Annotated in this window: 10 protein-coding genes; 4 read left to right on the top strand and 6 right to left on the bottom strand. The window is 61.2% G+C overall.

The genetic code is table 11. The features are described from left to right. Positions 1-11: 11 nt before the first annotated feature. Genes tal through pgm form a run of 3 tightly spaced genes read left to right on the top strand, consistent with a single transcriptional unit; the run spans position 12 to position 6,575 of the window. Entirely contained in the window at positions 12-1,109 is a 1,098-nt protein-coding gene (gene tal, locus RPF88_RS07900; RefSeq protein WP_337122120.1) for a transaldolase, read from the top strand. Beyond that, entirely contained in the window at positions 1,109-4,903 is a 3,795-nt protein-coding gene (gene pgi / locus RPF88_RS07905; RefSeq protein WP_337122121.1) for a glucose-6-phosphate isomerase, read from the top strand. Before tal ends, pgi begins: the two co-directional genes overlap by 1 nt. Before the next feature lie 16 nt (positions 4,904-4,919). After that, positions 4,920-6,575, top strand: coding sequence for a phosphoglucomutase (alpha-D-glucose-1,6-bisphosphate-dependent) (pgm, locus tag RPF88_RS07910; protein ID WP_442921290.1), 1,656 nt, complete (start codon positions 4,920-4,922; stop codon positions 6,573-6,575). Positions 6,576-6,605: 30 nt separating this feature from the next. Here pgm and RPF88_RS07915 read toward each other — a convergent pair whose 3' ends face one another. From RPF88_RS07915 to RPF88_RS07920, 3 genes are all read right to left on the bottom strand, one after another. Continuing rightward, positions 6,606-7,175 (bottom strand): DUF488 domain-containing protein, encoded by a 570-nt coding sequence (locus RPF88_RS07915; protein ID WP_084015942.1) that lies wholly within the window; start codon positions 7,173-7,175, stop codon positions 6,606-6,608. Positions 7,176-7,352: 177 nt separating this feature from the next. Next, entirely contained in the window at positions 7,353-7,802 is a 450-nt protein-coding gene (locus RPF88_RS33320; protein ID WP_442921265.1) for a PTS sugar transporter subunit IIA, read from the bottom strand. Between the two features lie 481 nt (positions 7,803-8,283). Then, positions 8,284-8,586: a DUF1127 domain-containing protein gene (locus RPF88_RS07920; RefSeq protein ID WP_084015936.1), complete on the bottom strand. Its 303-nt coding sequence runs from the start codon at positions 8,584-8,586 to the stop codon at positions 8,284-8,286. Between the two features lie 540 nt (positions 8,587-9,126). On the opposite strand from RPF88_RS07920, the gene RPF88_RS07925 reads away from it, so the two are divergent. Beyond that, positions 9,127-9,252, top strand: coding sequence for a hypothetical protein (locus RPF88_RS07925; RefSeq protein ID WP_281061029.1), 126 nt, complete (start codon positions 9,127-9,129; stop codon positions 9,250-9,252). A 1,251-nt stretch (positions 9,253-10,503) separates the two neighbouring features. On the opposite strand, the gene RPF88_RS07930 is transcribed toward RPF88_RS07925, so the two are convergent. The 3 genes from RPF88_RS07930 to RPF88_RS07940 all read right to left on the bottom strand — a co-directional run bounded on the left by RPF88_RS07930 (position 10,504) and on the right by RPF88_RS07940 (position 12,149). Further along, entirely contained in the window at positions 10,504-10,812 is a 309-nt protein-coding gene (locus tag RPF88_RS07930; protein ID WP_127366894.1) for a cupredoxin domain-containing protein, read from the bottom strand. A 14-nt stretch (positions 10,813-10,826) separates the two neighbouring features. Further along, entirely contained in the window at positions 10,827-11,351 is a 525-nt protein-coding gene (locus tag RPF88_RS07935) for a DUF4142 domain-containing protein (protein ID WP_337122122.1), read from the bottom strand. Between the two features lie 117 nt (positions 11,352-11,468). Further along, positions 11,469-12,149 (bottom strand): RNA polymerase sigma factor, encoded by a 681-nt coding sequence (locus RPF88_RS07940; protein WP_337122123.1) that lies wholly within the window; start codon positions 12,147-12,149, stop codon positions 11,469-11,471. Positions 12,150-12,178: the final 29 nt, after the last annotated feature.

Consider the following 12,178-nt stretch of genomic DNA (forward strand, 5'->3'; position numbering starts at 1 on the left):
GCGAGGTCACAATGAACGCAACAACCCGATTGCACGAACTCGGCCAGAGCCTTTGGTTGGACAACATCACCCGCGATCTGTTGAGCAGTGGCACCCTTCAGCGCTATTGCACCGAATTTTCGGTGACCGGATTGACATCGAACCCCACAATTTTCGATGAAGCCATTCGTAACAGTGCCGCTTACGACGAGGCCCTACGTCGAAAAGCCAGAGAAGGCAAAGCGGGCGAGCAGCTATTCTTCGAATTGGCGCTGGAAGATTTGAAGCAAGCCGCAGCACTTTTTGGTCCGGTCCACGAAGCGACGGGCGGCATCGATGGCTGGGTTTCCCTGGAAGTGTCGCCTTTGTTGGCTAACGATGCCGGCGCCACTGTCGAAGCCGCCAAGCGGTTGCATGGGCAGGCGGAGTCTTCCAACCTGTTCATCAAGATTCCCGGCACGCCCGCAGGTGTCGAGGCCATAGAGGAATCGATCTTCGCCGGCGTCCCCGTGAATGTCACCCTGCTGTTTTCGTGCGAGCAGTATGAGGCGGCGGCCGACGCGTATTGCCGAGGCATTCAGCGACGGATTGACGCCGGGCTCGACCCGAAGATCGCCTCTGTCGCCTCGATCTTCGTCAGCCGCTGGGACAAGGCGGTGATGGACAAGGTTCCCGGTGCACTGCGGAACCGTCTCGGTATCGCCATATCCGGGCAAGTCTATAAAGCCTACCGGGAGCGGCTTGCCTCTACCGGATGGCGCACGCTGGCCGATGCGGGCGCACTTTCCCAGCGTCTGCTATGGGCGAGCACCGGCACCAAGGATCCGCAGCTTCCGCAATCCTATTATATCGAAGCGCTCGCCGCGCCTGCTACCATCAACACCATTCCAGAGAAGACACTCCATGCGTTTTCGAAAGAGGGTGTGTTGCGCGGCATCATGCGGGAGGATGGCGGCGACAGCGAAACCGTGCTTGGCGATTTCGCAAAAGCCGGCGTCGACATTCAGGCGCTTGCCGCGCAGCTCCAGTTGGAAGGCGCGCAATCCTTCACCAAATCATGGGCCGATCTGATGGCGGTGATTGCCTTGAAGAGCGAGCAGTTACATCGCCACGGTTCGGCCGGCAGATGATGAGCGCGCTTCTTGCGGCCAGGACATTGCCGCTCACGGAGCTTTCAGCATGGCAGGCGTTGCTGGCGCATTGTCAGGAAGTGCGCCCTTTGCATCTGCGACAGCTCTTCGCGGATGATCCCCGACGTGGCACGCAGTTCACCGTCGACGCCTGCGGACTTTATCTCGACTATTCGAAAAACCGCATCACGCCTGAGACGGTCCAGCTTCTCATTGAACTTGCCGAGGCCTCCGGGTTGCGTGAGCGCATCGAAGCGATGTTCAGCGGTCAGAAGATCAATGTGACCGAGCAGCGTGCTGTGCTTCACACGGCGCTGCGCGCGCCAATTGGCGAGCGAATTTTAGTTGACGGTATCGACGTCGTGCCGGAAGTGCACGCGGTGCTCGGCAAGATGGCTGATTTCACGAACAAGATCCACAGCGGCGCATGGCGCGGCCATTCAGGCCTGCCGATCCGCAACGTCATCAATATCGGCATCGGCGGCTCTGACCTCGGGCCGGTCATGGCCTATGAAGCGCTGCGCCACTACAGCCGGCGCGACATGATTTTCCGCTTCATCTCGAACATCGACGGTACCGATTTCGCGGAAGCGACGCGAGATCTGAATCCTGAAGAAACGCTGTTCATCATCTGCTCCAAGACGTTCAAAACGTTGGAAACGCTGACCAACGCCCATACGGCCCGTCAATGGGTGCTGCGCAAGCTGGGCGACGAGCGGGCGGTGGCCCGGCATTTCGTCGCCGTCACGACCAATACCGAAGGGGTCGCCAAATTCGGCATCGACACCGAACAGATGTTCGGCATGTGGGATTGGGACGGCGGCCGCTATTCAATGGATTCGGCGATAGGCCTATCCACCATGCTCGCCGTCGGGGCGGAAAATTTCCAGGCGATGCTGTCGGGCTTCCATGACATGGACCAGCATTTTCGCACTGCACGGTTCGATCAGAACCTGCCGGCTCTAATGGGTCTGCTCGCGGTCTGGTACAACAATTTCTTCGAAGCGCAGACGGTCGCGGTGCTTCCCTACGAGCAATATCTGAAGCGTTTTCCCGCCTATCTCCAGCAACTGACGATGGAGAGCAATGGCAAGCACGTCACGCTTGGCGGCACGAAAGTCGACTACCAAACAGGGCCGATCTATTGGGGCGAACCTGGCACCAACGGGCAGCACTCTTTCTACCAACTCATTCATCAAGGCACCAAGCTCGTTCCGTGCGACTTCATCGGGTTTTGCCAGGCATTGAATCCGCTGGGACGCCACCACGATCTCCTGATGGCAAATCTCTTCGCACAGACCGAGGCGCTGGCTTTCGGCATAACGGAAGGGGAAGTCCGAGCGGAAGGGACGCCGGATTGGCTGGTTCCGCACCGCACCTTCGAAGGCAACCGCCCTACCAATACGTTGCTTGCCGAGCGCCTGACGCCAAAGATACTAGGCAGCCTGGTGGCGCTCTACGAGCACAGCGTCTTCACGCAAGGCGTCATCTGGAGCATCGACTCGTTTGACCAATGGGGCGTTGAGCTGGGCAAGGCGCTGGCCGAGAAAACAATCCCTGAACTGGAAGTTTCCGCGACCCCAAATCTTCAACATGAACAGCTCGACCAATGCTTTGATCGAGCGCTATCGCCGGATCAAGAAGCACTGAATCGACAGCCGGACCGCAAGACTCCGATCGGAAAAAATATGGTACAGGCGCAACTCGACCAGCTTTGCATCAACACGCTGCGGATGCTTTCCATCGACGCGGTCCAGAAGGCAAATTCCGGCCATCCCGGAACGCCGCTGGATGCCGCGCCAGTCGCCTACTGCCTGTGGCAACACTTCCTGCGCTATGATGCAGCCGATCCCGACTGGCCGAACCGCGACCGTTTCGTGCTGTCGGCCGGTCAGGCCTGCGCTCTGCTCTACAGCCTGCTTCATGTGTGCGGCGTCAAGGCAAAAGGGCCGGCCTATCCATCGAGCGACCGGCTGGCCGTGACGTTGGACGATCTCAAGTCGTTCCGCCAGGCAGGCAGCCATTGCACTGGACATCCCGAATTTGGCTGGACCTCGGGCGTGGAAACGACCACGGGGCCACTCGGACAAGGTGCCGCCACAAGCGTCGGCATGGCAATTGCTGAACGGTGGCTGGCGGCCACCTACAATCGACCCGATTATGATCTGTTCTCGCACACTGTCTATGCGCTGTGCAGCGACGGCGACATGATGGAGGGGCTCAGCAACGAGGCGGCATCGCTGGCTGGACACCTCAAATTGTCGAACCTCTGCTGGATTTATGACGACAATCACATCACCATCGAGGGGCCGACTGGCCTTACCTTCACCGAAGACGTGGCAACCCGCTTCCTTGCGTACGGATGGCATGTCGAGCGGGTAAGCGATGCAAACGATCTGGTGTTGCTGGGCAAGGCGTATCAGATGTTCATCGATACGCATGACCGCCCCACGCTGATCATCGTTCAAAGTCATATCGGTTATGGCGCGCCGCACAAGCATGACACCAGCAAAGCGCATGGCGAGCCCCTGGGCGCCGAAGAAGTTCGGCTGACGAAGGAATTCTACGGCTGGGATCCGGACGCCGATTTCAAGGTTCCGGACGGGGTCGTGGCGCATTTCCGCTCACATATGGGCAAGCGTGGGGACGCCGCTCATGCCGCCTGGCGAAAATTGTTCGCTGCCTATCGCAAACAATATCCTGACCTGGCCGAACAGATCGATCAGATGCAGCGACGTGAAGTTGCTCCCGGGTGGGACGCCACGTTGCCCGCCTTCTCAGCCGACGCGAAAGGCCTCGCGACACGTGAATCGTCCGGCCAGGTGTTGAACGCTATTGCGGAACATTTGCCATGGCTGCTGGGTGGCGCGGCAGACCTGTCGCCGTCAACCAAGACGAACCTCGAATTCGATTTCGCCGGCAACTTTCAGGCGCCCGAGGGTGACCAGGCCGTCAGCTACCGCGGGCGGAATTTCCACTTTGGCCTGCGCGAACATGCCATGTGCGCCATCGGCAACGGCATGAGCCTGTCGAAGCTGCGGCCGTTCGTCTCCAGCTTCCTGATCTTCACCGACTATTGCCGCGCGGCGCTGCGGCTGAGCTCGATGATGGAACTCCCGCTCATCTCCATCTGGACCCACGATTCCATCAGTCTCGGCGAGGACGGGCCAACCCACCAGCCCATCGAGCAGCTTGCCTCGTTCCGCGCCATGCCCGGCATGATCGTGCTGCGCCCGGCGGATGCGAATGAGGTCATGGAGGCATGGAAGGTCATCATTCATCTCAAGGACAGGCCCGTCTGCCTCGTACTGACGCGACAGCGGGTGCCGACGCTCGATCGCTCGACCTACGCAAACGCAGGCGGCGTGGCACGGGGCGCTTATGTACTGGCCGATGCTCCCGACGCCCGACCCGACGTCCTGCTGCTGGCGACCGGCAGCGAAGTCGCGCTGTGCGTGACGGGCTATGAACAGTTGAAGGCCGAGGGCATCAAGGCACGCGTCGTCAGCATGCCGTCATGGGAATTGTTTGAAAGCCAACCAAAGGAGTATCGCGACACCGTCCTGCCGCCAACGATAACCGCCCGCGTGGCAGTGGAGGAAGCATCCGGTTTCGGATGGGAACGGTATACCGGCTTCGACGGCGCCATCCTGGCTCTGCATAGCTTCGGCCTGTCCGCTCCATCAAAGGTCGTCGCAAAACACTTCGGATTCGAGCCCGCACACGTCGTTGCGGCTGCCAAGGCGCAAATTGCGGGCATTCAAGCTCCAGGCAGTGCGGCTTTCACCAAATGAGGCAATCAGCACGATCATGAACATCAGTCCATTGGCCGGAAAGCCGCCCCCGCCCGACCTGCTGGTCAATGTCCCCAGGCTTGTCACGGCCTACTATAGCCAAGCGCCGGACCTTGCCGACCCGTTGCAGCGCGTGGCATTCGGGACGTCCGGGCACCGCGGGTCTGCAGTCGAAAGAACGTTCAACGAAGCACATGTTCTGGCAATCAGCCAAGCCATCTGTCTGTACCGCAAGCTACGGGGCATCGACGGCCCGATCTTCATCGGCATCGATACACATGCGCTGTCGGAACCGGCGTTTGCGAGCGCACTGGAAGTGCTGGCCGCGAACGGGGCGGAGGTGATGATGGCGGCCGGTGGCGAGTATACGCCCACCCCTGCCGTCTCTCACGCAATCCTCATCTACAACAAAGGCCGCAAGACCGGGCTTGCCGATGGCATCGTCATCACGCCGTCGCACAACCCACCCGGCGACGGAGGTTTCAAGTACAACCCGCCCAATGGCGGGCCGGCGGATACCGATGTCACCGGCTGGATCGAACAACAGGCCAATGAGCTGCTTGGCAACGGCCTGAAAGGCGTGCGGCGGATGCCGTTCGAGAAGGCCCTCCATGCGCCTACAGTCCATGCCCACGATTTCCTGAACGCTTACGTGAACGATCTCGGCAATGGCATCGACATGGACGCCATTCGGGGAGCGCATGTTCGCATGGGCGTCGACCCGCTCGGCGGCGCGGGAGTCCACTACTGGCCCGCCATAGCCGACCGCTATAAACTCGACCTGACCATCGTCAATCGCCACGTCGATCCCACTTTTCGTTTCATGACGGTTGATTGGGATGGCCAGATCCGCATGGACCCGTCTTCAGCTTATGCCATGCAAGGTCTTATCAGCCTGAAGGATCAATTCGACATCGCTTTCGCATGCGACACCGATCACGACCGGCACGGCATCGTCACGCGCAGTGCCGGGCTGCTGCCGGCCAATCCTTACTTGTCGGTGGCGATTGATTACCTGTTCCAGCATCGCCCTGAATGGCGCAAGGACACCGCTGTTGGAAAAACGGTGGTGAGCAGCCAGATGATTGATCGCGTCAGCGCCAGGCTGAAGCGCAGACTGTATGAAGTGCCGGTCGGGTTCAAATGGTTCGCCGAGGGCCTTCAGGACGGCTCGATGGGCTTTTGCGGCGAGGAAAGCGCTGGTGCGACGTTCATGCGCCGCAATGGCGCCGTCTGGACGACCGACAAGGATGGCATCGTGCCGGCGTTGCTGTCGGCCGAGATCATGGCAAGGATGGGTCGCGATCCCGGCGAGGTCTATCGCGACCTGACGAAGGCATTGGGCGAACCGGTCGCCGACCGGCTCCAGGCAACGGCAACCCCAGCACAAAAAGAGAAACTGTCGAAGCTCTCGCCGCATGAGATCACGTCGAAGATCTTGGCTGGCGAACCGATCCGGTCGGTGCTCAGCCGGGCACCGGGCAACAATGCCGAAATCGGCGGCGTCAAGGTGGCCACGGAAAACGGTTGGTTCGCCGCGCGCCCGTCAGGTACCGAGGATATCTACAAGATCTACGCTGAGAGTTTTCGCGGACAGGACCACCTGCGCGCCATCCTGGCCGAGGCGCAGACGACCGTCGACCATGCGCTCGGGGCAACCGAAGGAAGCTGAACCGGCTGCACGGCTTGTGATGACCCATGCTTACGTCCCGAGGAGATGCTCCCCGGGGTAAACGATCGTTCCATCATCGCGCACGACAGCGCCTGGCGTCAGGCTGGCCTCCTCGACATGACCGACCCCAAGGATGTGCATGACCCGTTCGCCTTCTCCGAGCAGGTAGTCGGAAATGATGCGGCGGTGGCAGCGCCACCAGACGGCTTCCGCGCACATGATTGCGCAGCGATGCCGGCTGCCGAGCTCTCGCAGTTGCGCCAAGCCTTTGGCGAACGGCTCGGTCAGCGCATAGTCCGCGTAGTTGCGAAAACCACGTACGCGCCAATAGCTATTGGGGGAAGGTTCCGCCCCCCGCGCCTTGCCCCGCAAGCCGCCAAGCGCAGCGACATGCTTATAGCCGATCTGCCACGGCGCCAACGCTCCCGGAAGGCTGTCTTCGTTAAACTGCGGATTGGTGCGCGAGCGCGGCATCGACCTCACATCGACAACGAAATCGACACGAGACTCCCTAAGCAGTTCGGCGAACTCGACGATCGTACGCGTGGAATGGCCTATGGTGAAGAAGCTGTTCGTTTCGATTCCAATCTGACGGCGCACGGCGACCTTGGCCACCTCGACGCGGATTGTAGCCTGTTTATCGCGCAGATCAAAAAAGACCCCTGCATCGGGAAGCGATCGCTGGAACCGAATTCGCGTGCAAAGGTTGAGTGGTGGATCATCGCCATTCGATTGCGCCATCCAGGTGCAGAATGGCGTCTCGCGCGAGAATCCCTGTCACCCTTGGTCGAGCCACATGGCTCGAGTCAGCGTTACGTGAGCTGGAATTCGGAAGCCAGGGGGGGCAGCGGCACGATCGTTCGTGTGCACAGACTGACGCCGATGACCGGCGTGCCGAACGCAACCCAGCGTAGTGCACAGGTGCCGGAGACGGAGGACTGCCGCCGCTGGCAGCAGGGACTCGTCATTTCGTCCGTGCGGCATCGCGATTCCGCCGCCGATGTATGTCGGCCCGCGGCGCTCCCGCCGCAGCAGGGCAGCCAACACGGCTTCCCGGCTTGCCCGCCCCTTTCGGCGAGCAGACCCGAGAGGCCAGAGCGCCTCGCGCTTCGTAGCGGGATGGATAGAGGATGATGTCCGGGCGACCTCCCCAAGCGCCCACGTTCCCCGCTCCGCCGAAGTGGCGGCGTTTCGGGCGGGATCGATCAGGGTCGGCGGGACCGGCATCGCATTGGCCGGTCTCACTGCAGCACCTGGGCCCGGCTTGCTCGTCCGCCGGGCCTCGTCCCCGACGCGCAGTGATCCGCAATCGCGGCAGGAGTGACGGTCGACGAGATGCACCAGGGGCAGCGGACTGCGGCGCGGGGCAAGAGGCTATTGCAGGAGAGGCACACCTGCCTCGTTCGGACGGTTCTCATGACACGCTCCATCGATGCGGCGCTCGGCGCCAAACCGCTTTGCCTGGAATGCTCCGGAGCAGGTTAGGTGCGGGATTCAGGGTCAAAGAGTTTGCTCCGGGAAAGGACGCGACCTTCCCGGCAAGCCTCGAAATCCTGATGAACGTCTCCATGCACATGCTGTCCTGCCTACTTCATGCCGACTTCAACTGCGGGAATGCGCCACCGATGCCCCTCAGAGCATCGCGAACGCGGTCACCATCAGGACGAGAAGACCTACGGCTATGATGGTCTTTGTGATCGTGTCCATGTCAGGCCCTCCGGGGAATATAGGATTCCGCCACGATTACCGGGCTCTCGCCCAGGTAGTCCGCCATTGGGAGAGGTTTGGCTCCTTCTGGACTGAAAAGACCCTCAACCACCCGCGGGATGTGGTTGCGCGAAATGCCAATGTCCTCGAGTTGCCTGTTGTCCAGTCGCGAGAGTTCGTTGATCGCGCGGCTCCGCTGCCATTGGCGGATGGCACGAAGGAACAGCTGCCGCACTGTGGTTCTGGACTTGCGTTCGGACCCGCGTTCTGATGCCGATGGATAAGTGCGGTCGATTTTGGACATGTTGGTCTCTCCGCCGAAGTAGCCCGCGGCCGCACATGGCGGAACCTCATGCGAGCTTGGTCATGGACATGCCGACAAGCCGGCCGCTGAACGACCGGATACGATGTCGGACTGGGTGGGATTTGTTCCCGAGACGGCGGGCGGGCGCGCCCTTGCCGCTCGGGCTAGGAACGCGTCAGGAGGAACGCCGAAACGACCAGAAACTTCTTGTGACGACCTGCGATTACCATGCATCGTAGATGGGGCTCCTACACGGAAATTCAATCGAAGCGCGCCGCGTGCGGCCTTTGGACGCGAAACGGCCGGTATCGGCCAGCCATCTTGGACTTCTGCATCCGACGTTCCCATAATGAGGTCATGAACACACCTCCTCCAAGCTCCCTAACGTTCCGAAAGCGGCGCAAAACGCGCCGGTAACCCTGGCCGCGCGGGGAGTATCCGCCTGGCCAGGGGATCCTGCAGCTTCATCGTTTTCGCACGAAGCGCGCTGCCGGCCGTCGACCGGGGGCCGCACAGTGCTTGCCAGCAAGGAGACAAGGAATGGCAAAGAGGAAGGGCAACCGCGAAACCCGCAAACCGAAGCAGGACAAGGAGGTCAAGGGTCAGGCGGCGACTTCGGTGTCGGCGATCGGTGCGGGCCCAAATTTGGCCGGTCGTCGCCGCTGACGCTCGTAATGACTGCGGCGGCATCACTTATCCGGTGCCGCCGCAGCGTGTTCGACGCATGTCCGCAAGCCTGCCTCACCTCTGACCTCGAAGGGATGCCCGTCTTCCCTGCGGTCCTGTCACGGAAACGTGCTGCCCGGGCAATGAGCATCAGGTGACCGTGACGAAGGCGGCGACCAGCAGTTCGCGGGCTCCGACGCGGGAACCGAGCGCCGACAAGAAGACGATTGAGCAAGCGCGGTCGCGCCCGTTCCCCAGCCGAGGCCAAGTGTAGGTAGGTGGATTCGCTAGCAAAAGCTGCCGAATCGCAGTGTTGCGATGGCTCCGGCAAGGGTAAGCACCACTCCGATCAGAAGCAGGGGGGTCGGCAGGCAGCCCACGGCGGCAGGTCGGCGGCTTGGAGCATTCGATCACCTCCCCGCGCATGAGGACTTGGCGAGCGCTTGCTCGACATGGATCCTAGGACGCCCTTCGAAATACACCTCGCTTCCAGTGCGGGTGCCGGCAGTGAGCGCAAGGAGCATCGCGCAGACCTACATCGCGCCGAGGCAGAGCACCCGGTCCTGCGTGCGCGGGCCCGGACCACTCGGTAGACGTAGCAGCCGATGGCGAAACGAGCATGAGCTGCTAGTCCATGATGGCCGCAAAGGATAGCGGCCGTCATTCGAAGATCTCCCTCAGCAGCGCCTCGAAGCGGTTCTTGATAAAGGCGACCCATTTACGGCTCTGAGCGCTAGTCAAAGACCATGCCGTCGGTGCCAGTGTGCTTCGGCGTGATCAGGCGGGACCGATCGACACTGTCCTTCCGCTACAGCCAGATATCGCCAGTCCTTCGATTGGACTGTCGCTTCTTTCGTGCTTGCTTCGTTGATGCTGGCGTATCAGAAGGGGTCGGCATGGCCTTGAACGTTACCCTCCCATACGCGAGACCGCTTCATCTGGTTCACTTTCCATGTCAACGGAAAGACGTCGCGCCGGCCCAATCCACGCCAGATAGTCTCGATCCGGGTTTCCTTCCATCGTGAGATCGCCAGCATAGTAGGCCTCGTTCAGTGCGCCAACTCTCGAACCGACAACCATATACGCTGCAATTGCCGCGGCGCGCGAGCGAGCGCAGAATGCCAACCTGAGTGGCGCCGAATCTGTCGCCGCCCGCAAAGACAAAGCGGTCTTTGCCTGCGTAACCTCCTTGGGCACGACGCCCCCCCGAATTGTTGGGATCGCGACGCCTGCCGCGATCCCACGCTCCAGCTATGGCGCCACCGTGATGCGGCCCTTCATGTTGGGGTGGAAGCGGCAGAAATAGTTGACCGCTCCCGCGGCCTTCAATCTCAGGCTTCCGGACTTCTTCGGCGGGATCATCACATCCCAGCCACCCTTCACGGTGGCTGTGTGGGCAAACACGTCCTTGTTTACCCACTCGATCGTGTCGCCAACCTTCGCCTCGACGGTCACTGGCGAGAACACCAGCTTGTCGATGGTGACCTGGATGGTTTCGGCCTTCACCGGCGCGGCGACGATTGTTAGCGCCAGTGCAATCCACAGTTGCCGTTTCGGCATCATCAGCGCTGTTCTCATTTCAGCATGCCGGCGACATGTTCGGCATGTTGTTCATGGCCTTGGAATATCTTCAGGCCGGTCTCCAGCAGATCCTTGAGCTCGGCGTTGCTCGCAGAGGGAATCAGGAGCGTTTGGAGAGCGTCGTCGACCTGCTTGTGATAGGCTACCTCGTTGTCGACATAGGCCTTGTCGAAGGTCGCTCCCTTGAGCTTGGCGAGCTTGGCCCGCTCCTCCGCGGCGGCTTTGGTCAGCGCCTTGCTGGTGGCGTTGTCTTCCGGCGTCACCTTGAGTTTCTTGACCAGGTCGAGCGCTTGGACATTCACCGCCTCATGGTCGCGGACCATGTCCTTGGCGAAGGCGAGCACCTCCTTGTTCTTCGACTTCTTGAGCGCTTGCTTGGCCGCCTCGACATCGATCACGCCGGCTGTATAGGCGATGTGGGCGATCTGCGGGTCGGTTGGTTTGTCGGCGGCTTGCGCAAGCGGGGCAGTGCCAAGCAGCAGCAAGGCGGCCAGAGCGGCGGTGTGACGAATAAGCATGACATCTCCTTCGCCCGGATGCGGGGATCGCCTCGGGCTTCGTTTCCGGTTGACGCATCATTGGATGCAGCGCGGCGGCAAACGTTCCCGCGAAAATCCGCCAAATCAGAAAATGGGTCAGCCTTCCAGGCCGAGCCGCTTCATCACGGCAGTGGTCAACCGTTCGCAGCGCCGGCCAGCGAAGGGGAAGGCGTCGAGCAGCACCGGCCCGATCTGGTCATCCAGCGCCTTGCGCAGCAGGGCGCGAGCGCGATGCAGGCGGGTCTTGACGGTTTCGGGCCGCACGCCGAGTAGTTCTGAAGTCTCTTCAATGCTCAGGCCCTCGATCACCCGCGCCACGAACACCATCCTGTAGAGATCTGGAAGGCTGTCGGTCGCCCGTTCGACAAGGGCCAGGATTTGCCGTTGCGCCATTGTCCGCTCCGGATCATCGCTGGGGTTGAGGGGAAACTGGATAATCTCGGCCTGCGGGTTCTCGGGCATCGCCACCGATCGCCGTCTTTTACGCAACCGGCCGAGCGCTTCGTTGATGACGATGCGCGACAGCCACGTGCCGAGCGAGGCATCGCCGCGAAAACTGCCGAGATGGGCAAAGGCCCTGACATAGGCCTCCTGGACGATGTCCTCGGCCTCGCTGTCATTGCGCACCACGCCGCGCGCGATGCGGTAAAGCCGCTGGTTATGCGTCTTGATGATGGTGCGAAAGGCAGCGCCGTCGCGCGCCAGGGCTCGCTGCGTCAATTCCAGGTCGCCAGAGGCAGCGATGATTTCGGTCGCGTCTCGCCGAACGTACGACATGAGCAGTCTCCTTGCCCTTCAATAGATTG

The sequence above is a fragment of the Mesorhizobium sp. ISC11 genome (assembly GCF_037162595.1).
Taxonomy (GTDB): Bacteria; Pseudomonadota; Alphaproteobacteria; order Rhizobiales; family Rhizobiaceae; genus Mesorhizobium; species Mesorhizobium ciceri.